The sequence below is a fragment of the Nocardioides sp. genome (genome assembly GCF_036374615.1).
Lineage (GTDB): Bacteria > Actinomycetota > Actinomycetes > Propionibacteriales > Nocardioidaceae > Nocardioides.
In genome coordinates this window covers 21,141-45,582 of sequence record NZ_DASUTK010000202.1, presented here as the reverse complement: position 1 = coordinate 45,582, position 24,442 = coordinate 21,141, and the positions used below count along the sequence as shown (strand labels likewise).

Below are 24,442 nucleotides of genomic sequence, written 5' to 3'. Positions count from 1 at the left end.
GCGAGCCCGTTCCTCGGCTTCGGCTCGCTCGACCCGATGATCGAGACCGCGCGTCGCCACGGCGCCGGCGTGTTCGTGCTCGCCCTCACCTCCAACAAGGAAGGACCCGAGGTGCAGCACGCCATCGGTCCCGACGGTGGCACCGTGGCCGGTGGCGTGCTGGCCCGACTCGCGTCTCTCAACTCCGACGACGAGCCGCTCGGGTCGTTCGGCGCCGTCGTCGGCGCGACCGTCGGGGAGACGGGGGAGCGGCTCGCCATCAACGGCCCGCTGCTGGCCCCCGGGTACGGCGAGCAGGGCGGCGGTCCGGCCGACATCCCCCGCATCTTCGGCGCTGCGGCGCGCCACGTGCTCGCCAGCTCCTCGCGCGGCGTGCTGCGGCTCGGGCCGGACCCCGCCGCGATGACTGACGCCGTGCACCGTGCCAACGACGACCTCGCCGCGGCGCTGGCGTGAGGTTCCTCTTGACGGCACTGGTGCCCCTCCTGCTCACGCCAGGTCTCGCCGGCTGCGGCGAGAGCCCCGAGGACGTGCGCGCCGACTACTGCGAGCAGGTCGCCGAGCAGCAGGTCGAGCTCACCGAGCTGATGGCGCAGGAGGGGCCCGACACCTTGTTGCGGGCGCGGTCGGTACTCGGCGAGCTCGCCGAGGAGGCACCGCGCGACATCGCGGACGAGTGGGACCGGCTGCTCGACGCGCTCGACGGTCTCGGTACAGCCCTGGACGCGGCCGGGGTCGACGCGTCGACGTACGACGCCGACCAACCCCCAAAGGGCGTCACCGAGGACCAGCAGCAGGCGATCGCTCGCGCCGCGGACGAGCTCGCGGCCCGGGAGACGGTCGCGGCGTGGGAGGGCGTCAAGCAGCATGCGAAGGACGTCTGCCAGACGCCGCTGTACCAATGAGCGGCCGGTGACAGGTCGGGAGGGAAGCGGGCGACCCGGCGCCACATTGCCGCCCTCATCCGGAAATGACTAGATTGACCCGACACCCGCACCCACCCACCACCTGCCGAAGGAGTCCGCGACCCGTGGCCCTGCCTCCTCTGACTCCGGAACAGCGAGCCGCGGCGCTCGAGAAGGCCGCCGCCTCCCGGCGGGAGCGGGCCGAGGTGAAGAACCGCCTCAAGCACGCCGGAGCCTCGATCACCGACGTGCTCCGGGAGGGTGAGACCAACGAGGTGATCGGCAAGATGCGGGTCCTCGACCTGCTCCAGGCGTTGCCGGGGCTGGGCAAGGTCCGGGCGCGTCAGGTCATGGAGCGGCTCGGCATCGCCGAGAGCCGCCGGGTGCGGGGTCTGGGCGCGAAGCAGGTCGCCGCGCTGGAGCGGGAGTTCGGTCCCCGGGGCTCCGGCGCGTGACGGCTCCCGCCTCCGGGCACCGTGGCTGACGCCGGCGTACGCCGGAACCGGCTGGTCGTGCTCGCCGGCCCCACCGCAGTGGGCAAGGGCACCGTCGCGGCCGAGATCCGTGAGCACCACCCGGAGATCTGGATCTCCGTGTCAGTGACCACCCGTCGACCACGCCCTGGCGAGGTGGACGGGGTCCACTACTGGTTCGTGTCGGACGAGGAGTTCGACCGGATGGTGGAGGCCGATGAGCTGCTCGAGTGGGCGGTGGTGCACCGGGCCGCGCGGTACGGCACGCCGCGGCGGGCGGTGGAGGAGCGGCTCGCGACCGGGATCCCGTCCCTGCTCGAGATCGACCTCCAGGGAGCACGCCAGGTGCGCGAGACGATGCCGGACGCGCTGTTCGTCTTCTTGAAGCCACCGTCGTGGGAGGAGCTGGTCCGCCGGCTCACCGGGCGCGGTACCGAGAGCCTCGAGGAGCAGCGCCGCAGGCTCGAGACCGCGCAGCAGGAGATGGCCGCCGAGGCGGAGTTCGACGTCACCATCGTCAACCACGAAGTTCACGCTGCTGCGGAGGACTTGGTAGCCTTGATGAAGCACGATCAGCGGGAGTCCGCCGACTCCTGAATCCCCACTCTTCTGCGAGGCATACGCGTGTCCGGACCCACCATCGCCGCCGAGGGCGTCACGAACCCCCCGATCGACGAGCTGCTCACCAAGACCGACAGCAAGTACCAGCTGGTGCTCTACGCCGCCAAGCGTGCCCGCCAGATCAACGCCTACTACTCGCAGCTCGGTGAGGGCCTGCTGGAGTACGTCGGACCCCTCGTGGACACCCACGTGCAGGAGAAGCCGCTCTCGATCGCGCTGCGCGAGATCAACGCCGACCTCTTCACCTGCGAGGACGTCGACCCGGCCGAGCTGGCCGCGGAGGAGGAGGCCCGCAAGCAGGCCGCCCTCGAGGCGAACTTCGACGCGTCCGAGTGACCTGGCCGCTGCGCCATGACGCCCACGCCCCCGTCTGATGCCGAGGCCGCTCCCCCGGGTGGGGAGCGGCACTCTGCTCTCGGGGGGACAGAGCCCCTGCCATCTCAGGGCGTGAAGCCCCGGGTCGTGCTCGGAGTCTCGGGTGGCATCGCGGCGTACAAGGCAAGTGAGCTGCTGCGCCTGCTCACCGAGTCGGGCCACGACGTCACGGTCGTCCCGACCGAGGCTGCCCTGAGGTTCGTCGGTGCCCCGACCTGGGCAGCTCTGTCGGGCAAGCCGGTCCACACCGGCGTGTGGGACGACGTGCACGAGGTGCCGCACGTGCGGAAAGGCCAGGCCGCTGACCTGGTGGTGGTCGCGCCCGCGACTGCCGACCTGCTCGCAAAGGCCGCCCACGGGCTGGCCGACGACCTGCTCACCAACACGCTGCTGACGGCGCGGTGCCCGGTGGTGTTCGCCCCGGCGATGCACACCGAGATGTGGGAGCACGCTGCGACCGTGGCCAACGTCGCCACGCTGCGTGACCGCGGGTCGGTCGTGATCGAGCCGGCCGAGGGTCGGCTGGCCGGCGCCGACACGGGCAAGGGGCGGCTGCCCGACCCCGAGGAGATCTTCGAGGTGTGCCTCGACCTGCTCGACCGAGGCGCAGTGGAGCCCGACCTTGCCGGTCGGCACGTCGTCGTGTCGGCGGGTGGCACCCGAGAACCGCTCGACCCGGTCCGCTACCTCGGCAACCGGTCGTCCGGCCGGCAGGGCTACGCGCTCGCCCGCACCGCCGCCGCTCGGGGATCCGAGGTCACCCTCGTCAGCGCGAACGTGTCGCTGCCCGACCCGGCCGGCGTCAAGGTGGTCCGGGTGGAGACCACCGGGCAGCTGCGCGACGCTGTCGTCTCGGCGACGGCGACCGCCGACGCCGTGGTGATGGCGGCTGCTCCGGCGGACTTCCGACCGGTGACAACCAGTGACGGCAAGATCAAGAAGCCGGCCGACGGGTCTGCCCCGAGCCTCGAGCTGGTGCAGACTCCGGACGTGCTCGCCGAGATCTCGCACGACCGGGCCCGGCCCGGGTCGGTCATCGTGGGGTTCGCCGCCGAGACCGGTGACGAGACGGGCTCCGTGCTCGACCTGGCACGGGCCAAGCTCGCCCGCAAGGGCTGCGACCTGCTCGTCGTCAACGACGTCAGTGGGGGAGCGGTGTTCGGCAGCACGCACAACCAGGGCGTGATCCTCGCGAGGGACGGCGAGCCGGTCGAGGTGCCCCTGGGATCGAAGACCGCGCTCGCCCACCTGGTGTGGGACGAGGTCGTCCGCCGATTCGGCGCCTGAGACGTCGCTCTTGCATGCTGGACCCTCGATAGTCTTGATCGACACCACAGCAGGGCCCCTGCCCTCGACGGAGAGTGAGCGAGAAGTGGACGGACGCCTCTTCACGTCGGAGTCGGTGACCGAAGGTCACCCCGACAAGATCGCCGACCGGATCAGCGACACCGTGCTGGACTACCTCATGGAGCACGACCCCGATCCCGAGAACCTACGCACGGCCGTTGAGACGTTGCTCACGACCGGCCTGGTCGTGGTGGCGGGCGAGGTCCGCACCAACGCCTACGCACCGGTCGCGGAGCTGGTCCGCCAGGCGATCCTCGCCATCGGGTACGACTCGTCCCTCAAGGGCTTCGACGGCGCGACCTGCGGCGTGCAGGTGGCGATCGGCGGGCAGTCCCTCGACATCGCGGCCGGCGTCGACGCCGGCCACGAGTCCCGGGTGGGCGCCTCGGAGGACGACCTCGACAAGCGGGGCGCGGGCGACCAGGGCCTGATGTTCGGGTACGCCTGCGACGACACGCCCGAGCTGATGCCACTGCCGATCATGATCGCGCAGCGGCTCGCGCAGCGGCTGACCGAGGTCCGCAAGGACGGCACGCTCGCCTACCTTCGTCCCGACGGCAAGACCCAGGTCACCATCGAGTACGACGTCGACGACCGGCCGGTCCGGATCGACACCGTGGTGCTGTCCACCCAGCACGCCGAGGAGATCGACCACGCCACCCTCGAGAGCGACGTGAAGAAGCACGTGATCGATGCCGTCCTCGAGAGCTTCGACATCCCCTCGGAGGACTACCGGCTGCTGGTCAACCCCACCGGGAAGTTCGTGGTGGGCGGGCCGATGGGCGACGCCGGCGTCACCGGCCGGAAGATCATCGTCGACACCTACGGCGGCATGGCTCGGCACGGCGGTGGCGCCTTCTCGGGCAAGGACCCCTCGAAGGTCGACCGCAGCGCGGCGTACGCGATGCGCTGGGTCGCCAAGAACGTGGTCGCTGCGGGCCTGGCCCGCCGGTGCGAGGTGCAGGTCGCCTACGCGATCGGCAAGGCCGCGCCGGTCGGGGTGTTCGTCGAGACGTTCGGCACCGGCGTGATCCCCGACGTCGACATCCAGCAGGCCGTCCTGAAGTGCTTCGACCTGCGTCCGGCGGCGATCATCCGCGACCTCGAGCTGCTGCGCCCGATCTACGCGCTCACCTCGGCGTACGGCCACTTCGGCCGCGAGCTCCCCGAGTTCACCTGGGAGCGGACCGACCGCGCCACCGACCTCAAGGCGGCTGCGGGCGTCTGACCGGCTCCGGGGCGCGGGGTCGGCACGTCGGATCCCGCTGGTAGAAACACCACGTGAGCGACCAGTCCGAGATGCTGCCCGGCCTCCGAGCAGCGGTCGCGGACTCCAAGGCGAAGGCGGCCGCCACCCGTGCCCGCAAGGCGACCGTGGTCGAGCCGGCAGCCACCGACCCGGTCGCGCAGGTGCTGGTCGACGTCCCGCTCGCGCACCTCGACCGGCCGTTCGACTACCTCGTCCCGGCCACGGCGGCCGACTCGGCCGTGCCCGGGGCCCGGGTCAAGGTGCGCTTCGCCGGGCAGGACGTCGACGGGTTCCTGCTCGCCCGGACCGCCGCCTCCGAGCACCCTGGTCGACTCGCCCCGTTGCGCCGGGTGGTCAGTCCCGAGCCGGTGCTCGCCCCCGAGATCGTCACGCTCGCCGGCGCGGTCGCGGAGCGGTACGCCGGCAGCCGTGCGGACGTGCTCCGGCTGGCCGTCCCGCCGCGGCACGCCACAACCGAGCGCCAGTCGTCGGTTCCCCGCGACGAGCCGGTGACCGCCGACCCCGACGCGGCGGCCCGGGCCTGGGCCGGCCACGAGCCGGCGTCGGCGTACCTCGCGCACCTGGCCGACGGCGGCTCCCCTCGGGCGGTGTGGAGCGCGGCACCCGGCACCGACTGGCCCGCCGCGCTCGCCCAGGCCGCCGCCCACACGCTCGCGTCCGGCCGCGGCGCGCTGCTCGTGGTTCCCGACCACCGCGACGTCGCCCGGGTCGACGCCGCCCTCATCGACGCGCTGGGCGACGGCCACCACGTGACGCTCACCGCTGAGGTCGGTCCCTCGGCCCGATACCGGGACTTCCTGGCGGTGGCGCGCGGCCACCGGCGGATCGTCCTCGGCACGCGGGCGGCCGCGTTCGCCCCGGTCCACGACCTCGGACTGGTCGCGATCTGGGATGACGGCGACGACCTGCATGCCGAGCCGCGCGCTCCCTATCCGCACGCTCGTGAGGTGCTGCTCCTCCGTGCCGAGCAGCAGCAGACGGCACTGCTGGTGGGCGGGTTCGCACGCACCGTCGAGGCGCAACAGCTGGTGCGCACCGGATGGGCGCACGAGATCGTGGCGCCGCGCGCGGTGCTGCGCGAGCGGGTCACGGTGACGATCGCCGAGTCCGGGGAGCGAGAGCGCGGCGCACGCGTGCCGCGAGCGGCGTACGACGTGCTGCGCTCGGCCCTGGCGACCGAGCCGGTACTGGTGCAGACACCGCGAGGGGGCTACGCGCCGAGCCTCGCCTGCGAGCGCTGCCGCACCCCGGCCCGCTGTACCCATTGCTCAGGGCCGTTGGAGCTCGCCGGGCCCGCCGACCCTCCACACTGCCGCTGGTGCGGCACCCAGGAACCGGCCTGGACCTGCCCCGAGTGCGGTCATCGCGGCCTGCGCGCCCCCGTCGTCGGCGGTGGGCGCACCGCAGAGGAGCTCGGCCGGATGTTCCCCGGCGTACCGGTGCTCAGCTCCGGTGGCGACCGGGTGCGCGCCACGGCGTCCGGTGGCCCCGGACTGGTCGTGGCCACTCCGGGAGCCGAGCCGGTCGCGCCCGACGGCTACGGCGCCGTGCTGCTGCTCGACACCTGGCTGGCCCTGGGGCGCGCCGATCTGCGGGCCGAGGAGGAGGCGTTGCGCCGCTGGTGCAACGCGGCTGCCCTGGTCCGCCCGGGAGGCCGGGTGGTGGCGGTCGGTCCGCCCGAGCACCCGGCGCTGCAGGCGCTCGTCCGGTGGGACCCGGCCGGGTTCGCGGAACGTGAGGCGGCCCAGCGTGCCGAGGCGCAGCTGCCACCGGCGTACCGGCTCGCGACGATGACCGGCGAACCGGGGGCGCTCGACGACGCCCTCACGCTCCTCGGCGCACCCGAGGGCGTCGACGTGCTCGGCCCGGTACCCGTCGGCGACGAGGTGCGGGCGGTGCTGCGCACACCGCGGGCGGGCGGAGCAGCCCTCTCGCGGGCGCTCGGCGAGCTGCAGCGGGTCCGGTCGGCCCGCAAGCTCGACGCCGTGCGGGTGCAGGTGGACCCGCCGACGCTCTAGGCGATAAGCCCTGGCGAGCGGCTCACTTCGACAGTCGCTGGTACTTCCGCACGGCCAGCGGCAGGAAGATCGCGGTGATGATGATGGGCCAGACGACCGCCATCATCATGGCGTTCTGCTCGATCCAGCTGTCACCGAGCGGGACCGGGTTGCCGAACAGGTCGCGGGTGGCGTTGGCCGTCGAGGAGACGGGGTTCCACATCGCGATGAAGCCCAGCCAGTCCGGCATCAGCGACGGGGGAGTGAAGACGCTCGACAGCATGCCGAACGGGAACGCGACGGCGAACAGGTTCCCGGCCTGCTCCTGGGTAGGCACCATCAGCCCGAGGTAGACCCCGATCCAGATCAGGGCGAACCGCAGCCACAGCAGCAGCACGAAGGCGAGCAACGTGCCGAGGACGCCGCCATCGGACCGCCAGCCCACGAACAACGCGATCACGGCCAGCACGGCCAGGTCGATCGCGGCGCCGAGCACGTCACCGACCCCGCGGCCGGTCACGACCGCGGACCGCGCGATCGGCATTGACCGGAACCGGTCGGTGACGCCCTTCTCCTTGTCGATCACCATCGCGTACGCCGTGTTCATGAACCCGAAGGCCATGGTCATGGCGAACATGCCGGGCATGGCGAAGTCCTTGTAGTCCGCGCCGCCTCCGATGTCCATCGCCGAGCCGAAGACGTAGACGAAGAGCAGGACCGACACGATCGGGAAGCCGAGCTGCCACAAGATGATGGTCGGCTGCTGCCGGTAGTACAGGAGCTGGCGCCAGACCAGGCTCCAGCAGTCGACGACCGCCCACCGCATCCGGGACGTCATGCCCTGCGTGACGTCGGGGACGTGGATGCTGTCCGTGCTCATGCCGTCGCCTCCTGCCGCTCGGTGCTCGGGGTGCTGTCGGGGTCGACGGGGGAGGACTCCTCCGCCCGGTGGCCGGTGAGCTGGAGGAAGACGTCGTCGAGCGTGGGACGGCGCAGGCTGAGGTCGTCGACGGCCAGGCCTTCCGTGCTGAGGCGGGAGGCGAGCGCAGTGAGTGCCGCCACCCGATCGCCCACCGGCGCCACGACCCGCCTCAGGTCGGGGAACACCTCCGGCGCAGCGGTCGTGATCCCGTCGAACGCTGCCGCCACGCGGGCGAGGTCGGTGCCCGCGGCCGCCTGCACCTCGATCTGGTCGGCGCCGACCGTGTTCTTGAGCTCCGAGGGTGTGCCGGTCACGATCGTGCGTCCGCGGTCGATCACGGAGACCCGGTCGGCCAGCTGGTCGGCCTCGTCGAGGTACTGGGTCGTCAGCAGCACCGTCGTACCGCCTCGGACGAGCTCGCGGATCGCCGCCCACACCTCGTTGCGGCCGCGCGGATCGAGGCCGGTCGTCGGCTCGTCGAGGAACATGATGTGGGGCGCGAGGATCATGCTGGCGGCGAGGTCGAGCCTGCGGCGCATGCCGCCGCTGTAGGCCTTGACGGCCTTGTCGGCCGCGTCGGCCAGCTGGAACTGCTCGAGCAGCTCGTCGGCGCGGCGCCGCGACCCGCGCGCCCCGAGGTGGAACAGCCGTCCGAACAGCGACAGGTTCTGGCGACCGGTGAGGACCTCGTCGACCGCTGCGTACTGGCCGGCGAGCCCGATCCGGGCGCGGACCGCCTGCGGCTCGGTCACGACGTCGAGCCCCGCCACGCGCGCGGTGCCGCCGTCGGGGCGGATCAGGGTCGTCAGCACCCGGACGGCGGTCGTCTTGCCCGCCCCGTTGGGGCCGAGCAGGCCGTGGACGCTGCCGGAGGGCACCTCGAGGTCGAACCCGTCCAGCGCCGTCACCTCCCGGAACCGCTTGACCAGTCCGGCCGCCTCGATGGCGTGTCCAGTGGTGCTCATCCGACCCTCCCCGCTAAACTGCGTACGACGTACGAGCGATCAGCGTACATGCTACGCAGATCAGGCACCACCCATTTCCGGAGGCTCCGTGAGCGACCAGCAGCGCAGCGGCGAGGGCGACGTCCATCGCAGCCTCGCAATCATGTGGGCGTTCGCCGGGGGCACCGCCACGCGCGGCCCCAAGCCGCAGCTGAGCGTGCGGCTGATCGTCGACACGGCGATCCGGGTCGCGGACGCCGACGGCCTCGAGGCGCTCTCGATGCGCAGGGTCGCCTCCGAGCTGGGGGTGGGAACGATGTCGCTCTACCGCTACGTCCCCGGCAAGGCCGAGCTGTTGGACCTGATGCTCGACCGGGTCAACGAGCCGCCGGAGGACTGCACCTCACTGGGTGACGACTGGCGCACGGCGATGGAGACCATGGCACGCGGCCTCTGGACGCTCTACACCGAGCACAAGTGGCTGCCGTGGGTCGACCAGTCTCGGCCGGTGCTGGGCCCGAACGCCATGGCCTCGTTCGAGCTCGCCCTGGCCGCGCTCGCCGGCACCGGGTTCTCCGACCAGGAACGGGTGGCGGTCATCAGCCTGATCGACTCCTTCGTCCAGGGCGCTGCCCGGATGGTCAATGCGCCGGTCCTCGCCGAACGGCGGACCGGGGTCACCGACCAGGAGTTCTGGGCGGCCCAGGCTCCGGTGATGGAGGCGGCGATGCGGACCGGTGCGTTCCCGGAGATGCAGGGCCTGTCCGAGACGGCGTTCGCGCAGCCGCCGGAGGAGTTCTTCGAGTTCGGGCTGACCTGGCTGCTCGACGGCCTCGACGTCCAGGTCCGCAACCGCGGCTGAGGTCGCCCTCCTAGACTCACCGCGTGGCCATCCAACCGATCCGGCTCTTCGGAGACCCGGTGCTGCGGCAGCGCGCGATCGAGGTCGTGGACTTCGACCGCGAGCTGCACACCCTGGTCTCCGACCTCACCGACACCATGCTCGACGCCCCGGGTGCCGGGCTCGCCGCTCCGCAGATCGGAGTCGGGCTGCGGGTCTTCACCTGGTACGTCGACGGGGAGGTGGGTCACCTGGTCAATCCAGTCCTCGACCTTTCGGAGGAGGAGCAGTACGGCGAGGAGGGCTGCCTGTCGATCCCCGAGCTGAGCTTCGACTGCACCAGGGCGCTCTCCGTGGTCGCCCGCGGGTTCGACATGCACGGCGAGCCGGTGACGATCGAGGGCAGTGACCTGCTCGCCCGGGCGATCCAGCACGAGACCGACCACCTCGACGGCGTGCTGTTCATCGACCGGCTCGACGCCGAGGCCCGCAAGGTCGCGATGAAGGCGATCCGCGAGTCGGACTGGTTCGGGATGGACCAGCCCACCGTCAAGGTGAGCCCGCATCCCACCAACGGCCTCGGCCTGTGACCTCACGCTGATGCGCGTCGTCTTCGCCGGGACGCCCGAGGTGGCGCTTCCCTCCCTCGAGGCGATCGCTGCGAGCGGCCACGAGCTGGTCGCGGTCCTCACCCGTCCCGACGCGCCCGCGGGCCGGGGGCGGCAGCTGGTCTCCAGCCCGGTGGCGCAGCGTGGCGAGGAGCTCGGCGTTCCGGTGCTGAAGCCCGAGCACCCACGCGACCCCGCTTTCCAGGACGAGCTCCGGGCGCTCGCGCCCGACTGCTGTGCGGTCGTCGCCTACGGGGCGCTGCTGCCGCAGAGCGCGCTCGACATCGCGCCGCTCGGCTGGGTCAACCTCCACTTCTCGGTGCTGCCGGCCTGGCGTGGTGCTGCACCGGTCCAGCACGCGATCCTGGCCGGCGACGAGGTCACCGGCGCGACCACGTTCCGGATCGTGCGCGAGCTGGACGCCGGGCCGGTCTTCGGGGTGATGACGGAGACGATCCGCCCGCGCGACACCGCCGGTGAGCTGCTCGCGCGGCTCGCCGAGGGCGGCGCCGGCCTGCTGGTCGCCACGCTCGACGGTCTCGCCGATGGCACCCTCGACCCGCGCGAGCAGCAGCCGGACGGGGTGACGGTGGCGCCCAAGATCACGGTCGAGGACGCACGGATCGACTGGTCGGCCCCAGCGCCCGCGGTGGACCGACTGGTCCGGGCGTGCACACCGTCCCCCGGGGCCTGGTCGACGTACGACGGAGAGCGGCTGAAGCTGGGCCCGGTCTCCATCGCCGGCGACCACGACCCACTGCCACCAGGTGGGCTCGAGGTCACCAAGCACGCCGTGCACGTGGGGACGGCCACCGCTCCGGTACTGCTCGGTGACGTCAAGGCGTTCGGCAAGAACTGGATGCCGGCGGCCGACTGGGCGCGCGGGCTGCGCCCCCGGGCGGACGCTCGGCTCGGGGATGGCTGACGCGCCCCGGCTCGCCGCCTACGAGGTGCTGCGGGCGGTCCGGGTCGATGACGCCTACGCGAATCTGGCGCTCGCGCAGGTGCTGCGCGACCAGCGGCTGACGGGCCGCGACGCCGGCTTCGCCACCGAGCTCGCAGCGGGGACGCTGCGCGGCCTCGGCCTGTACGACGCCGTGATCGACGCGTGCCTCGACCGGGGCAAGGTCAAGCCCCGGGTCCGCGACGTGCTGCGGCTCGGCGCTCATCAGCTGCTCGCCATGCGGGTTCCCGCCCACGCGGCGGTCAGCGCCACGGTCGACCTCGCGCGGACCCGCACCGGGGCCCCGTCCGCAGGCCTGGTCAACGCGGTGCTGCGCCGGGTCGGTGAGCACGACCTCGCCGGCTGGGTCGACCGGGTCGCGCCGGACGCCGCCGCGGACCCGATCGGCCACCTCGCGGTCGCCCACAGCCACCCGCGCTGGGTCGTGGCCGAGCTGGCGAGCTCGCTCGGCGACCGGGCCGAGGAGCTGTCCGACCTGCTGGCCGCGGACAACGACCCGCCGGAGGTGGTGCTGGTGGCTCGCCCCGGCCGGTCGGACCCCAGCGAGCTGCCCGGCGAGCCCACCGCGTTCTCGCCGTACGGCGTGCGGATGAGCGAGGGCGACCCGCGGGCCGTGCCGGCGGTGGCCGAGGGACGCGCGGGAGTGCAGGACGAGGGTTCCCAGCTGGTCGCCGTGGCGGCTGCGGCCGCGCCGCTGGAAGGGCGCGACGAGCGCTGGTTGGACCTGTGCGCCGGCCCAGGTGGCAAGGCCGCGCTGCTGGCGGCGCTGGCCGCCCAGCGCGGGGCGCGGCTGGTGGCGAACGAGGTGCAGCCACACCGGGCCGACCTGGTCCGCCGCGCCCTGGCCGCCGCCGAAGGGGTCGAGGAGGTCACGACGTACGACGGGCGGCGACCGCCCTGGGCGGCGGGCTCCTTCGACCGGGTACTGGTGGACGCGCCGTGCTCGGGCCTCGGCGCGCTGCGTCGGCGACCCGAGGCCCGCTGGCGCCGGCAACGGGCCGACCTGGCCGATCTCGTGCCGCTCCAGCGCGCCCTGCTCGACTCCGCCCTCGACCTGGTCCGTCCGGGCGGAGTGGTGCTCTACGCGACCTGCTCGCCCGTCCTCGCCGAGACCGCCGAGGTGGTCGCCGACCTGACCGGACGGGGCGAGCTCGAGCCGGTCTCGCTCGAGGTCCCGGACGCAGCCGGGCCGATCCCGGACACGATCCAGCTGTGGCCGCACCGGCACGCGACCGACGCCATGTTCGCGGCCCAGGTGCGTCGTTCCGCCGGGTGAGCGTCACGGGAGCGTCAAACGTTGCCTATTTCGTTACGTAGATCCGAGGTCCGGCATGGACGCGCTGGGGCGCGTGCCGTTCAATGGACACAGTGGCCCGACTCGGCGGGCCACCAGGGGGAGGAAGGTAGATGCGACGCTGGACCGCCATCGCGGTGCTGGCCCTGGTTCTCGGGCTGGCACCCACTTCGGCGTGGGCGGACGAGACGGTCGTGGTCCCCGGCACGAGCCTTCCCGCATCCGGCACCTCGCTGACCTACTTCGGTTGCGTCGACCTGTTCCACGTCGACCAGCGGGGCCCTCAGGCGATGCTCAGGCGAGACGACGCGGCGCCGCTCGGCAGTCGCGCGGTCGACCTGACGTTGCCGGGCACGCAGACCGCCGCCGGCTCGGCCAGTCTCTTCTCCTCGGTGTCCACGGCCGTCTCCACCCTGGCCGTGCGCGGCGCTGACGGCGGCAGCACAGGCGTCGCGTACGTCTGGTACCTCGCACCCGGCATGGCCCGGGGCCAGGTGTGGTCGGGTCAGGCGAATCTGACCGCGGCACCCGGCTGGCAGCAGGTCGACACCTCGACGCTGACCTACCGGTGGACCCGGTACGACTCCGCCTCCGGCGCAGTCCGCGGCCGCGGAGGCTCGGCCACGATCGACGCCTTCACGGCCGCGCACGGGGACGGCCCGGGGTACGTGCTGGTCGGCTTCGGCTGCGACGGTCAGACCTTCAGCGTCGACGCGATCCGGACCGGGCTCCCCGGTTCCGTCACGACGTACGACCTCGACGGCTGGTCCGTGACCACCACGATCGAAGCAACCAAGGGTCATGTTCAGCCGGGCGAGCAGGTCGCGATCAGCGGCGTCTCGGAGGGGCTGGGCAGGGCCATGGGTGCGACGCTGACGTTGCAGGCCCGCCCCGAGGGAGCGGCGGAGTTCCACACCGTCGCCGAGACCGTCGCGGCCGCGGCTGACGGCACCGTCACGGCCACCGTCACTCCTGAGGTGACGACCGAGTACCGCTGGTTCTTCGCCGGGCGGAGCTACGCGAACGAGCACTTCTCCGGGATCGTGCGGGTCGAGGTGACGCCTGCCCCGGGCGGCTGACCGCTAACGTCGCGGGCATGGCTTCGCCGTTCATCGAGGTAGACGTCGACGACCGGGTCGTCAAGGTCACCAACCCCGACCGCGTCTACTTCCCGGAGTCCGGCGCGACCAAGCTGGACCTCGTCGAGTACTACCTCGCCGTCGGCGACGGCATCGTCAACGCCCTGTTCGAGCGGCCGTGCATGCTCCACCGCTTCCCCAAGGGTCTGGCCGGGGACAAGGTCCACCAGAAGCGGCTGCCCTCCGGTGCGCCGCCCTGGGTCGAGACGGTGCGACTTCACTTCCCCCGCTGGAACCGCACCGCCGACGAGCTGTGCGTGACCGAGCTCGGGGCGGTGATCTGGGCGGTCCAGATGTCGACCGTCGAGTTCCACCCGTGGAACAGCCGCCGAGCCGACACCGAGAAGCCCGACGAGTGGCGGATCGACCTCGACCCCGGCCCGCTGTCCGACTTCGCCCAGGTGCAGCGCGTGGCAGGCGTGGTGCACGAGGTGCTCGACGAGCTCGGCGCGGTCGGCTTCCCCAAGACCAGCGGCAGCAAGGGGCTGCACGTCTACGTCCGGATCACGCCCGACCACGGCTTCGCCGACGTTCGGCGGGCGGCACACGCCTTCGCCCGCGAGATCGAGCGGCGAGCGCCGGACGACGTGACCACCGAGTGGTGGAAGAAGAACCGCGACCCGCACCACCTGTTCGTCGACTACAACCAGAACACCCGCGACCACACCATCGCGGCGGCGTACTCCGTGCGCGGGCTTCCCGACGCGCGGGTCTCCGCCCCGGTGCGGTGGGACGAGGTACCCGACTGCGACCCGCACGACTTCACGATGTTCACGATGCCCGCGAGATACGCCGAGCTCGGAGACCTGCACCACGACATCGACGACCACGTCTTCGACATCGCGCCGCTGCTGGAGTGGGCGGCACGCGACGAGGCGGAAGGCGCCGAGACTCCGGCCGTGCCCGAGGAGGAGCCCTAGGATCGGGCCGTGGCCATCCAGATCACCCCGAGCATCCTGAACGCCGACTTTGCCGCGCTCGGAGCCGAGGTGGCGCGGATCCCCAGCGCCGACTGGGTGCACGTGGACGTCATGGACAACCACTTCGTCCCCAACCTCACGTTCGGCCCGACCATGGTCGAGGCGCTGACACGGGCTACCGACGTGCCGCTGGACGCCCACCTCATGATCGAGGAACCCGACCGAGAGGCGATGGCGTACGTCGAGGCGGGTTGTGGCTCGGTGACGTTCCACGTCGAGGCCGCGGCCGCTCCCGTCCGACTGGCGCGCGAGCTCCGCTCCCACGGGGCGCGGGCCAGCATGGCGCTCAAGCCGGCGACCCCGATCGACCCGTACGAGGACCTGCTGCCCGAGCTCGACATGGTGCTGCTGATGACGGTCGAGCCGGGCTTCGGCGGTCAGCGGTTCCTCGACCTGGTGCTGCCCAAGGTGCGGCGCGCCCGCGAGCTGATGGACAAGCATGGCGTCGAGACCTGGCTGCAGGTCGACGGCGGGGTCTCGCTCGACACCATCGGGCGCTGCGCCGAGGCCGGCGCGGACGTCTTCGTCGCCGGGTCGGCGGTCTACAAGGCCGACGACCCCGACGCGATGGTGGCGTCCCTGCGGGCTGCCGCCGAAGCTGTGGGCTGACCCTCGGCGGGCCTGACCCTGCCGTGTCGCCTACGGGTTCCAGCAGCCGACCTCATCACGACGACGAGCGCCGCGAGTAGTAGGCTCTTCCGCGCAGAGCAACTGTTGACTCAGCAACACGATGAAGCAGTACCACGATGAAACAGTGCTCGCGTGCTCTGGGGGCGGTGGAACTCCGCACCGGCGGTGACAGTCCGCGACCCGGTCACAGAACCCGACGAGGGGACGGTGGCCGGTTGACCAGGTGGAACTCCTGGACCGACGGTCAAAGTCCGGATGAGAAGCAGCACGCGGCGACAACGTACCCGTGCAGCGGGTGCGCGGTCACCCCTCCCGGAACCGTGAGCACCGACCGGACCGGGAGTGAGCGTCATGGCCTTCACCGAGGCGGAACGCGACGCGATGCGTCGCGCCCTGGTGCTGGCCGGTTCGCCTGGTGTGCCGCTGGGACCCAACCCCCGGGTGGGCTGCGTGCTGCTGGCCGAGGACGGCACCGAGGTCGCCGAAGGCTTCCACCGCGGCAGCGGTACGCCGCACGCCGAGGCCGCCGCCCTGGCGGTCGCCGGCGAGGCCGCTCGTGGGTGCACGGCCGTGGTCACCCTGGAGCCCTGCAACCACACCGGCCGTACCGGCCCGTGCGCACCGGCCCTGATCGACGCCGGCGTCCGCCGGGTCGTCTACGCCCAGCCCGACACCAACCCGCTGGCCAGTGGCGGGGCGGTAGCCCTCCGGGACGCCGGCCTCGAGGTCGAGGGCGGGTTGCTGCTCGACGAGGCGCGCGCCCTCAACCGGGCCTGGACGTTCGCCGTCGAGCACGGTCGGCCGTTCGTCACCTGGAAGTTCGCCGCCACCCTGGACGGGCGCAGCGCGGCCGCCGACGGGACCAGTCGATGGGTCTCCAGCCGGGCCGCGCGGCTGGACACGCACCGGCTCCGCGGGGAGTGCGACGTGATGCTGGTCGGAGCCAACACCGTGGTCGTGGACGACCCGGAGCTGACCGTCCGCGACGAGGTCGACCAGCCGCTGCCCGTGCAGCCGCTGCGGGTGGTGATGGGGGAGCGCAGCCTCGACCCGGGCCGCCGGGTGTTCAACGACCGCGCCGAGACCCTCCACCTGCGTACGCGCGACCCGCACGAAGTCCTCGCGACGCTCTACGCGCGCGATCTGCGCCACGTCTTCCTCGAAGGCGGGCCGACGGTCGCGTCAGCGTTCCTGCGTGCCGGGCTGGTGGACGAGGTCGTGGCCTACGTCGCACCGATGCTCCTCGGTGCCGGCTCCGCGGCGGTCGCCGACTTGGGGATCCACGCCATCAGCGATGCGCTGCACCTCCGCGTCATCGACGTCACCGTTCTGCACGGCACGGGGCACGACGGCCGGGGCGGCGAGGACACGAACATCCGACTCACCATGACGCCGGCGGTCGAGAGGTCCGGTGGTTGAGGTGCGAGGTGTCGAGGGGCCGGTGGTTGAGGTGCGAGATTTCGAGGGGCCGGTGGTTGAGGTGCGAGCGAAGCGAGCGTCGAAACCCCCGGCCGGAGGGGCGCGCTGATGTTCACCGGCATCGTCGAGGAGCTCGGCACGGTCGCTGCCGTCGAGGACCAGGGCGACGCGGTCCGGTTGACCCTGCGGGCACGCACCGTGCTCGAGGACGCCCGGCTCGGCGACTCGATCTCCGTGAACGGCTGTTGCCTCACGGTGAGCAGCCGGGACGAGAGCAGCTGGACCGCCGACGTGATGCAGGAGACGCTCGACAAGACCTCGCTCGGTGGACTGGTCGCCGGCGACCGGGTCAACCTGGAGCGGGCCGCGACGCTCGCCACCCGGCTCGGGGGTCACCTGGTGCAGGGACACGTCGACGCTGTCGGCACGGTCCTGGCCCGGCGGCCCAGCGAGCACTGGGACCTGGTCACGATCGGCCTGCCCGAACAGCTCGCGCCGTACCTCGTCGACAAGGGCTCGATCGCAGTGGACGGCGTCAGCCTCACCGTCGTCGAGGCCGGAGCCGACCGGTTCACGGTCAGCCTGATCCCCGAGACGCTCACACGCACCACGTTCGGGACCCGTGCCGTCGGCGACCCGGTCAACCTGGAGGCCGACGTCATCGCCAAGCACGTGGCCACGCTGGTCCGCGCCTACACCGACACCTATACCGGCACGCACACAGGAGGAAGCACATGATCGACTGGCTGCTGCACGGCACCATCCCCGTCGCCGGAGGCGAGCTCCTCGCCCGCGAGGTCGTCGGCAACCTGTTCGGGCTCGCCAGCGCGATCCTGGGCATGAAGCGGCTTGTGTGGGCCTGGCCGGTGGGCGTCGTCGGCAACGTGCTGCTCTTCACGGTGTTCGTGACCGGCGAGCTGAGCGGCGCTTCCTCCGACCCGTTGTGGGGCCAGGCGGGCCGACAGGTGTTCTTCATCGCGGTCTCGCTCTACGGCTGGTACCGCTGGAGCCGGTCCCGTGCGGCAGGCGGTGCCGCCGACGGCGGGGCGATCACGCCACGATGGGCCACGGCCCGCGAGCGACTGGCGCTGATCGGGCTCGCGGCGGCCGGGTACGGCGCGGCGTACCTGTTGCTGTTGCAGATCGGCTCGTGGGGTCCGCAGACCGAGGCGTGGATCTTGGCCGGCTCGATGCTCGCCACCTACGGGATGGCGCGCGGCTGGGTGGAGTTCTGGCTGGTGTGGATCCTGGTCGACATCGTGGGCGTGACCACGCTGGTCCGGGCCGGCTTCTACCCGACAGCCGCGATGTACGTCTTCTACGGCGGCTTCTGTGTCGTCGGCTTCATCGCCTGGTGGCGCGCGCAGCGGGCCGCCGAGCGGGAGCCGACCGGCCCGGACGCGGCGGAGGAAGTGGCTGCGTGACTGCCGAGCGTCAGGACGCGATCCGGCTCGACCCCGTCGAGCAGGCGATCGCCGAGATCGCGGCCGGCCGCGCGGTCGTGGTCGTGGACGACGAGGACCGCGAGAACGAGGGCGACCTGATCTTCGCGGCGTCGAAGGCCACGCCGGAGCTGATGGGGTTCACCATCCGCCACTCCAGCGGCGTGATCTGCGTGCCCATGCCCGCAGACATGCTCGACCGACTCGAGATCCCGCTGATGGCGCCGCACAACGAGGACCGGCTCCGGACCGCCTACACGGTCTCCGTGGACGCGCGCGACGGTGTCACGACGGGGATCTCGGCCGCCGACCGGGCCCACACCGCTCGGGTGCTGGCGGACTCGGCGACCGAGCCGTGGGAGATCACCCGGCCCGGGCACGTCTTCCCGCTGCGCTACCGGGAGGGCGGGGTCCTGGTGCGCCGCGGTCACACTGAGGCGGCGGTCGACCTGGCACGGCTCGCAGGCCTCACACCGGCAGGGGTGCTGGTCGAGATCGTCAACGATGACGGCACCATGAAGCGCGGACAGGACCTGCGCGACTTCGCCGACGAGCATCGGCTGGTGATGATCTCGATCGACGACCTGGTCCACTACCGCCGGCGCACCGAGGTGCTGGTCGAGCGGGTCGCCGAGACCCGGCTCCCGACCGAGCACGGCGAGTTCACGGCGTACGGCTATCGGATCACGGTCGACGGAGGTGAGCACCTCGCCCTCGTGCACGGCGACGTGACCGGCGACGAGCCGGTCCTGGCCAGGGTCCACTCGGAGTGCCTCACCGGGGACGTCTTCGGCAGCCACCGCTGCGACTGCGGACCGCAGCTGGACGAGGCGCTCCGACGGGTCGTCGAGGCCGGTCGCGGGGTCGTGATCTACCTGCGCGGGCACGAGGGCCGCGGCATCGGGCTGGTCGCCAAGCTGCAGGCCTACGCGCTCCAGGACGGCGGCCGTGACACGGTCGACGCGAACCTCGACCTCGGGCTGCCCGCCGACGCACGCCACTACGGCACGGCGACCCAGATCCTGCGCGATCTCGGCATCGGCAGCGTCCGGCTGCTGACCAACAACCCCGCCAAGACCGCCAGCCTGAGGGACTACGGTGTCCCGGTGGTCGAGCGGGTGCCACTCACGCCGCATCCCAACGACCACAACCTGGCCTACCTGCTGACCAAGCGCGACCGGATGGGACACGTCCTGCCCGACCTGGAGAGGGGGAGGTCGTGACCGGAGCGGGAGCGCCGGACCAGCGGCCGACCGACTGCCACGACCTGCGGGTGGCGATCGTCGCCGCGAGCTGGCACGCCACGGTCATGGACGGCCTGATCGGGGGCGCGCAGCGGGCCTGCCGTGACTACCAGGTGGAGGCGCCGCACCTGGTGCGGGTGCCCGGGACGTTCGAGCTGCCGGTGGTGGCTGACGCACTGGCCGCGCAGGGATACGACGCGGTGGTCGCGCTGGGGGTCGTGATCCGCGGTGGTACGCCGCACTTCGAGTACGTCTGCTCCGCGGCGACCGACGGGCTGACGAGGGTCGCGCTCGACCACCAGACCGCGATCGGCTTCGGCGTGCTCACCTGTGACAGCGAGGAGCAGGCGCTGGACCGGGCAGGACTCACCCGCTCGCGTGAGGACAAGGGGTACGACGCCGCGGCCGCCGCGCTGACCACCGCGCAGACGCTGCGCTCGGTCCGCCGGGGCTACGACTAGGATTTCTCCGCGTGAAGACGTTCGAGGAGCTGTGGACCGAGCTGAGCGACAAGGCCGCCTCGCGGCCGGCCGGCTCGCACACCGTGCAGCAGCTTGACGCCGGGGTGCACGCCATCGGCAAGAAGCTGGTCGAGGAGGCGGCGGAGTCCTGGATGGCGGCCGAGCACGAGTCCGCCGACCGCGCGGCCGAGGAGATCAGCCAGCTGCTCTACCACGCGCAGGTGCTGATGCTCGCCTGCGACCTGACGCTCGACGACGTCTACTCCCACCTCTGAGGCCCCGATGACCACACCAAGCACCGCGAGCACAACCCCGGGCGGCGACCGCCTGCTCCGGGTCGCCGTCCCCAACAAGGGGACGCTGTCGCAGTCGGCGCAGGAGATCCTGCGTGAGTCCGGCTACCGCCAGCGCCACGACGCCAAGGAGCTGCGGCTGCTCGACACCGAGAACGGCGTGGAGTTCTTCTACCTGAGGCCTCGCGACATCGCCCTGTACGTCGGTGAGGGCACCCTCGACGTCGGCATCACCGGCCGCGACCTGCTGCTCGACTCGGGCGCCAAGGCCGACGAGGTGATGGGCCTCGGCTTCGGTCGCAGCCGGTTCCGGTTCGCCGGCCCGACCGGGCGCTACACCGACCTCGGCGACCTCGCCGGACTGCGGATCGCCACGTCGTACGTCGGGATCGTGACCTCGTTCCTCGAGCGGAAGGGGATCGAGGCGACCGTGACCCGGCTCGACGGTGCGGTCGAGACCAGCATCCAGCTCGGCGTGGCCGATGTGATCGCCGACGTGGTCGAGACCGGGAGCACCCTCACCGCCGCCGGACTCGAGACCTTCGGCGACGTCGTGCTCGACTCCGAAGCGGTCCTCATCACCCGAGGGCAGGAGACCCCGGTCGGGTTCGAGGTGTTCCGGCGCCGGCTCGACGGCGTCCTGGTCGCCCGGACCTACGTGATGATGGACTACGACATCCCCGTGGCCAGCGTCTCCGACGCGGTCGCGCTCACGCCCGGCATCGAGAGCCCCACCGTGTCGCCGCTGCATCGCGAGGACTGGGTCGCGGTCCGGGCGATGGTCCCGCGAACCGGCGCCCAGCGCCTGATGGACGAGCTCTACGACCTCGGTGCGCGGGGCATCCTGCTCACCGACATCCATGCCTGCCGTCTCTGAGCCTGCCCTGCCCCACACCTGGCGGCCGCTCGGTGTGCGGCTGGCCGGCTGGCTCTTCGGCGGTGCGCTGCTGTTCGTGTGCGCGTTCGCGTGGTTCTCGTTCGACGAGGAGGTCCGCGACGCCTTCAGCCCGTTCCAGCGCGCGACGATCGTCGCGATGGGGCTGCTCCTGTACGGCGCGGGCTACGCGCTGGGACGCAGTCGGGTCCGGGCCGAGGAGACCGGGCTGGTCGTCGTCAACGGATACCGCCGCCACGAGTACGAATGGGCCGAGGTGCTGGCGGTCCACCTCGCCCCCGGGGCCCCGTGGGCGGTGCTCGACCTGGCGGACGGCACCAGCCAGTCCGCGATGGGGATCCAGGGCTCGGACGGTGCGCGCGCGCGGCGCGCGGTGGCCGAGCTGCGGCTGTTGATCAACCAGGGCTACGGCTCAGCCTGATCCAGCACCGTTCACCACGAGATCGGCTCGCTCGCGTGTCCGATGCGTGGCGAAGTGGAGCGCCTCGGCTGCGGCCCAGCGCTCCCAGAACGGCGCGAAGTCGTCTCCGTCGCGTGCGATGCCGCGACGCATCCGCAGGTCGTACGGCGCCTCCACCCACACCAGCACGGTGGTGAACGGCTCCGCGACCAGCGACCCGGACCCGACGCCCTCGACCACCAGTAGCGGCACGGGTCGGACCGTGACCTGCTCGCCCCAGCTCGACGCATGCCAGTCCCATCGGCGGTAGCGACCCTCGAGCCCCTGCGCCAACGGCGACAGCAGCGTCCCGAGCTGGCGGTCCACCGTCGGGAGTCCGTCCCAGCCCTCGAAGAGGTCGTCCATGTGCACGGCCGCGGCACCGGGCTGACGACGTACGAGCGCCTCGGCCAGAGTCGTCTTCCCCGAGCCGGCCGGGCCGTCCACGCACACGAGCCGTCCGGGTCCCAGGCTCGGCGGCCGTGAGAGTGCGAGGTCGAGCACCCTCGACACGTCCGTGGGGTCGAGGTCGGGCACGAGGACAGGCTAGGTCGCGGTCCGGGCGGTTGCCGGTCGAGACGGTCAGAACGTGAGGCCGTGGCCGCGGTAGGTCGAGACCCGGTCGACGAAGGCGTCACCCTCGAGCAGGTGGACGTCGTTGGTGTGCTCGAAGGGCTCGCCTGACTTGGCGTGCCGGAACCACACCAGGTCCCCGATCGCGAGACGGGCCGCGGCGGGTCCGGTGAGCGGCGTCTGCACCTCGCCGGCGCCCTCCAGCGCGGTCAGGTGGAGCCCCTCGGGCAGCCACGGGGTCGGTAGTCGGTCCCTGCCAGCGGGACCGGACGCCACCAGACCGCCGCCGTGGACCGTCGCGATCCCCGGGCCTGGTCGGCGGGTGACCGGCAGCGCGAAGAACGCCGCCGGCCGCGGCTCGAAGGACCGGTAGTGGTCGAACAGGGTCGGCACCAGCAGACCCGACCCTGCGGCGACCTCCGTGACGACCGGGTCCGCGGCGGTCGACTCGACCGAGCCTGAGCCACCGGCGTTCCAGAACTCCAGCTCCACCACACCGGTCAGCGCGTCCGAGACCTGCTGCCGACGCGCCTCCAGCTGGGACTGCGAAGCCTGCTTCAGGCCTCGGACGACCAACGACTTGGCACGCTGCGTCGGCACCATGTCGGGCAGGCCCGCGACCTGCCCCTCGTAGGTCATCACCCCGACCAACCGGAAACCACGCCGATCCACGACCCGACGTGCGAGGTCCCGAACGGCCGCCGGGTCGTAGAGCGGCGAGCGCTTGGGACCGACGTGCTGACCACCGATCCGAAGGCCCGCGTCGACGTCGATCGCCACCCGTACCGGCACCGCGAGCGAGTGTCGTACCGAGTCGACGACGTCGAGGTGGGCGAGGTCGTCGATCATCAACGTGATCGCCGCGGCGGCGGCGGGCGAGGCCACCAGCTGGGTGAGCGCTGGTCGGTCCACCGTGGGGTAGGCGACGACCAGATCGTCGCTGAGCCCCTGCTCGTGGAGCCACAGCGCCTCGCGGAGGGTGAACGCCAGCACGCCGGTGAACCCCGGATGCCGCAGTGCCCGCTCGATCAACGCCGGCACCCGAACCGACTTCGACGCCAGCCGCAACGGCTTCCCCGCAGCGCGTCGGGCCAGGTCATCGGCATTGGCGTCGAAGGCCTCGAGGTCGACCACCATCGCGGGAGCCGCAAGCTGCTCGGAGCCCGCTACGGCCGCGGTGAGCCGGCGGGCCAGCGCACTGCGCCCCGAGGACGCGGGCCCCGAGGAGGAGGGCGGCATCAGGTGATTCCGCGGCGCTTCAGGATCGCCTCGATGTCGGCGAGGTCCTCGTCGATGACCGGCTCGTCGCGCCGCGCGGTGCGACCCAGCGCGGGGCGCTCCTCGGCACCGGTCGCCGACCGCGGCTCCCGGGGCGATCCACCGCTTTCCCGCTGCCGCTCACGGAGCATGGCCGAGCCGCCGAGCAGCAGGACCGAGAGCCCGGCGAGCACGATGCCGGCCCAGACGATCGGGCTGAGCACCAGATGGGTGGCCCAGTCGGCCACCGAGCTGCCGATCTCGGTGAACATCTCCAGCGTGCCCGTCATCCAAGCCGCGGGCGGGAGCAGGGTCAGCCCGGCGCCCCGCAGGCCGGAGGCGGCCCCCCGGTGGCGGAACGCGTACCAGGTCCACGCCGCGCCGAGGGCGGTGAGCACCGCCGTCAGTGCGGCCCACGTCACCTCGTCCACGAGGTCAAGCCTGTCACATGGGTGGAGGCAGCTCGACGGGTGCGAGGATCGAGCCGTGGTCGGTCCCCAGGAGCCCTTCGACGGCACCCGCATCCCCGATCCGGGGTTCGCCGGTGACGACGGAACGGCCGACGCCGCGCTCACAGCCGCGCTCTCGGCGTACGACGACGGGGGCGGGGACCGTGCCGGGGTCCTGGCTGCGCTCGGCAGTGCCCGGCTGCTCGTTCCCGTCGTCGCGATCCTCGGGGAGGTCGAGCACGACGACCAGGGTCTCGCCCACGACAAGACCAGCGACATGGCGACCGTCCTGATCACCCGGCCGGACGGTCGGCGTGGCCTGCTCGCGTTCACCAGCGCCGCGAGCCTGGCCGCGTGGAGCACGGACGCCCGGCCGGTCCCGGTGAGCGCCGCCACCGCCGCGCAGGCGGCCATCCAGGAGCAGGCGGAGGCACTGGTGATCGACGTCTCCGGCCCGGTCCGCTACGCCCTGGAGGGCGACGACCTCCACGGCATCGCGGCGGGGTGGCGCCTGGCCCGGGTGGGCGCCCGCTCCGCTTGGATTCGACCCGCGTCGGAATGAACCGGTAGAGTCCGGCGTTGACCGATCAGTCCCTCACGGGACCGATCTGACAAGCGGAGACCAGCAGCGCCACGTCTCCCACCCGCATCGACCGCCAC

General features: G+C 72.2%; 29 protein-coding genes and 1 riboswitch. Of the genes, 24 read left to right on the top strand and 5 right to left on the bottom strand.

Going from position 1 to position 24,442, the window contains the following annotated elements; translation table 11 throughout:
- From pyrF to VFZ39_RS15880, 8 genes are all read left to right on the top strand, one after another.
- On the top strand, window positions 1-456 hold a 456-nt coding region (pyrF, locus tag VFZ39_RS15915; RefSeq protein WP_330866765.1), incomplete at its 5' end, for an orotidine-5'-phosphate decarboxylase.
- Window positions 453-905: a hypothetical protein gene (locus VFZ39_RS15910; RefSeq protein ID WP_330866764.1), complete on the top strand. Its 453-nt coding sequence runs from the start codon at window positions 453-455 to the stop codon at window positions 903-905. The genes pyrF and VFZ39_RS15910, both read left to right, overlap by 4 nt.
- Before the next feature lie 125 nt (window positions 906-1,030).
- Window positions 1,031-1,360 (top strand): integration host factor, actinobacterial type, encoded by a 330-nt coding sequence (mihF, locus tag VFZ39_RS15905; protein WP_330866763.1) that lies wholly within the window; start codon window positions 1,031-1,033, stop codon window positions 1,358-1,360.
- A gap of 21 nt (window positions 1,361-1,381) precedes the next feature.
- Entirely contained in the window at window positions 1,382-1,975 is a 594-nt protein-coding gene (gmk, locus tag VFZ39_RS15900; RefSeq protein WP_330866762.1) for a guanylate kinase, read from the top strand.
- A 27-nt stretch (window positions 1,976-2,002) separates the two neighbouring features.
- Window positions 2,003-2,335 (top strand): DNA-directed RNA polymerase subunit omega, encoded by a 333-nt coding sequence (rpoZ, locus tag VFZ39_RS15895; RefSeq protein ID WP_330866761.1) that lies wholly within the window; start codon window positions 2,003-2,005, stop codon window positions 2,333-2,335.
- 111 nt (window positions 2,336-2,446) lie between these two features.
- Window positions 2,447-3,661 (top strand): bifunctional phosphopantothenoylcysteine decarboxylase/phosphopantothenate--cysteine ligase CoaBC, encoded by a 1,215-nt coding sequence (gene coaBC / locus VFZ39_RS15890; protein WP_330866760.1) that lies wholly within the window; start codon window positions 2,447-2,449, stop codon window positions 3,659-3,661.
- 85 nt (window positions 3,662-3,746) lie between these two features.
- A complete protein-coding gene (metK, locus tag VFZ39_RS15885) occupies window positions 3,747-4,949 on the top strand; it encodes a methionine adenosyltransferase (RefSeq protein WP_330866759.1) in 1,203 nt (400 codons plus the stop codon).
- A gap of 53 nt (window positions 4,950-5,002) precedes the next feature.
- Window positions 5,003-7,009, top strand: a complete 2,007-nt coding sequence (locus VFZ39_RS15880) for a primosomal protein N' (RefSeq protein WP_330866758.1) — start codon at window positions 5,003-5,005, stop codon at window positions 7,007-7,009.
- A gap of 22 nt (window positions 7,010-7,031) precedes the next feature.
- Here VFZ39_RS15880 and VFZ39_RS15875 read toward each other — a convergent pair whose 3' ends face one another.
- Window positions 7,032-7,868: an ABC transporter permease gene (locus VFZ39_RS15875; RefSeq protein WP_330866757.1), complete on the bottom strand. Its 837-nt coding sequence runs from the start codon at window positions 7,866-7,868 to the stop codon at window positions 7,032-7,034.
- On the bottom strand, window positions 7,865-8,875 hold the full coding sequence (locus tag VFZ39_RS15870; protein WP_330866756.1) for an ATP-binding cassette domain-containing protein: 1,011 nt from the start codon (window positions 8,873-8,875) through the stop codon (window positions 7,865-7,867). The genes VFZ39_RS15875 and VFZ39_RS15870 overlap by 4 nt, the downstream gene beginning before the upstream one ends.
- Before the next feature lie 88 nt (window positions 8,876-8,963).
- On the opposite strand from VFZ39_RS15870, the gene VFZ39_RS15865 reads away from it, so the two are divergent.
- The 15 genes from VFZ39_RS15865 to VFZ39_RS15795 all read left to right on the top strand — a co-directional run bounded on the left by VFZ39_RS15865 (window position 8,964) and on the right by VFZ39_RS15795 (window position 21,485).
- On the top strand, window positions 8,964-9,716 hold the full coding sequence (locus VFZ39_RS15865) for a TetR/AcrR family transcriptional regulator (protein ID WP_330866755.1): 753 nt from the start codon (window positions 8,964-8,966) through the stop codon (window positions 9,714-9,716).
- A 23-nt stretch (window positions 9,717-9,739) separates the two neighbouring features.
- Entirely contained in the window at window positions 9,740-10,285 is a 546-nt protein-coding gene (gene def, locus VFZ39_RS15860) for a peptide deformylase (RefSeq protein WP_330866754.1), read from the top strand.
- 10 nt (window positions 10,286-10,295) lie between these two features.
- Window positions 10,296-11,228 (top strand): methionyl-tRNA formyltransferase, encoded by a 933-nt coding sequence (fmt, locus tag VFZ39_RS15855; protein WP_330866753.1) that lies wholly within the window; start codon window positions 10,296-10,298, stop codon window positions 11,226-11,228.
- Window positions 11,221-12,543 carry an RsmB/NOP family class I SAM-dependent RNA methyltransferase gene (locus VFZ39_RS15850; protein WP_330866752.1) on the top strand — a complete coding sequence of 441 codons (1,323 nt, stop codon included), beginning with the start codon at window positions 11,221-11,223 and terminating at the stop codon, window positions 12,541-12,543. The genes fmt and VFZ39_RS15850 overlap by 8 nt, the downstream gene beginning before the upstream one ends.
- A 131-nt stretch (window positions 12,544-12,674) precedes the next feature.
- Window positions 12,675-13,640: a hypothetical protein gene (locus tag VFZ39_RS15845; protein WP_330866751.1), complete on the top strand. Its 966-nt coding sequence runs from the start codon at window positions 12,675-12,677 to the stop codon at window positions 13,638-13,640.
- A gap of 17 nt (window positions 13,641-13,657) precedes the next feature.
- On the top strand, window positions 13,658-14,620 hold the full coding sequence (gene ligD, locus VFZ39_RS15840) for a non-homologous end-joining DNA ligase (protein ID WP_330866750.1): 963 nt from the start codon (window positions 13,658-13,660) through the stop codon (window positions 14,618-14,620).
- Window positions 14,621-14,629: 9 nt separating this feature from the next.
- Complete coding sequence (rpe, locus tag VFZ39_RS15835) at window positions 14,630-15,289, top strand: ribulose-phosphate 3-epimerase (RefSeq protein WP_330866749.1); 660 nt, start codon at window positions 14,630-14,632, stop codon at window positions 15,287-15,289.
- Between the two features lie 149 nt (window positions 15,290-15,438).
- Window positions 15,439-15,583, top strand: a riboswitch (FMN riboswitch).
- A gap of 78 nt (window positions 15,584-15,661) precedes the next feature.
- A complete protein-coding gene (gene ribD / locus VFZ39_RS15830) occupies window positions 15,662-16,729 on the top strand; it encodes a bifunctional diaminohydroxyphosphoribosylaminopyrimidine deaminase/5-amino-6-(5-phosphoribosylamino)uracil reductase RibD (RefSeq protein WP_330866748.1) in 1,068 nt (355 codons plus the stop codon).
- A 108-nt stretch (window positions 16,730-16,837) separates the two neighbouring features.
- Window positions 16,838-17,467, top strand: coding sequence for a riboflavin synthase (locus VFZ39_RS15825; RefSeq protein ID WP_330866747.1), 630 nt, complete (start codon window positions 16,838-16,840; stop codon window positions 17,465-17,467).
- Complete coding sequence (locus tag VFZ39_RS15820; RefSeq protein ID WP_330866746.1) at window positions 17,464-18,153, top strand: nicotinamide mononucleotide transporter family protein; 690 nt, start codon at window positions 17,464-17,466, stop codon at window positions 18,151-18,153. Before VFZ39_RS15825 ends, VFZ39_RS15820 begins: the two co-directional genes overlap by 4 nt.
- Window positions 18,150-19,394, top strand: coding sequence for a bifunctional 3,4-dihydroxy-2-butanone-4-phosphate synthase/GTP cyclohydrolase II (locus tag VFZ39_RS15815; RefSeq protein ID WP_330866745.1), 1,245 nt, complete (start codon window positions 18,150-18,152; stop codon window positions 19,392-19,394). Before VFZ39_RS15820 ends, VFZ39_RS15815 begins: the two co-directional genes overlap by 4 nt.
- A complete protein-coding gene (ribH, locus tag VFZ39_RS15810) occupies window positions 19,391-19,876 on the top strand; it encodes a 6,7-dimethyl-8-ribityllumazine synthase (RefSeq protein WP_330866744.1) in 486 nt (161 codons plus the stop codon). The genes VFZ39_RS15815 and ribH overlap by 4 nt, the downstream gene beginning before the upstream one ends.
- Before the next feature lie 11 nt (window positions 19,877-19,887).
- The gene (locus VFZ39_RS15805) at window positions 19,888-20,151 is read left to right on the top strand and encodes a phosphoribosyl-ATP diphosphatase (protein WP_330866743.1); all 264 of its coding nucleotides are present in this window, start codon (window positions 19,888-19,890) and stop codon (window positions 20,149-20,151) included.
- A 7-nt stretch (window positions 20,152-20,158) separates the two neighbouring features.
- Complete coding sequence (gene hisG, locus VFZ39_RS15800) at window positions 20,159-21,046, top strand: ATP phosphoribosyltransferase (RefSeq protein WP_330866742.1); 888 nt, start codon at window positions 20,159-20,161, stop codon at window positions 21,044-21,046.
- Entirely contained in the window at window positions 21,030-21,485 is a 456-nt protein-coding gene (locus VFZ39_RS15795) for a PH domain-containing protein (RefSeq protein WP_330866741.1), read from the top strand. The genes hisG and VFZ39_RS15795 overlap by 17 nt, the downstream gene beginning before the upstream one ends.
- Here VFZ39_RS15795 and VFZ39_RS15790 read toward each other — a convergent pair.
- From VFZ39_RS15790 to VFZ39_RS15780, 3 genes are read right to left on the bottom strand one after another with little or no spacing between them, the layout of a single operon-like run.
- The gene (locus VFZ39_RS15790) at window positions 21,477-22,040 is read right to left on the bottom strand and encodes a 4-amino-4-deoxy-L-arabinose transferase (RefSeq protein WP_330866740.1); all 564 of its coding nucleotides are present in this window, start codon (window positions 22,038-22,040) and stop codon (window positions 21,477-21,479) included. The genes VFZ39_RS15795 and VFZ39_RS15790 overlap by 9 nt on opposite strands.
- A gap of 45 nt (window positions 22,041-22,085) precedes the next feature.
- Window positions 22,086-23,315, bottom strand: a complete 1,230-nt coding sequence (locus VFZ39_RS15785; RefSeq protein ID WP_330866739.1) for an amino acid deaminase/aldolase — start codon at window positions 23,313-23,315, stop codon at window positions 22,086-22,088.
- Window positions 23,315-23,764 (bottom strand): hypothetical protein, encoded by a 450-nt coding sequence (locus tag VFZ39_RS15780; RefSeq protein WP_330866738.1) that lies wholly within the window; start codon window positions 23,762-23,764, stop codon window positions 23,315-23,317. The genes VFZ39_RS15785 and VFZ39_RS15780 overlap by 1 nt, the downstream gene beginning before the upstream one ends.
- Window positions 23,765-23,819: 55 nt before the next feature.
- Here VFZ39_RS15780 and VFZ39_RS15775 point away from each other — a divergent pair, with 55 nt between their 5' ends.
- Complete coding sequence (locus VFZ39_RS15775; RefSeq protein ID WP_330866737.1) at window positions 23,820-24,344, top strand: SseB family protein; 525 nt, start codon at window positions 23,820-23,822, stop codon at window positions 24,342-24,344.
- The last annotated feature ends 98 nt before the right edge of the window (window positions 24,345-24,442 follow it).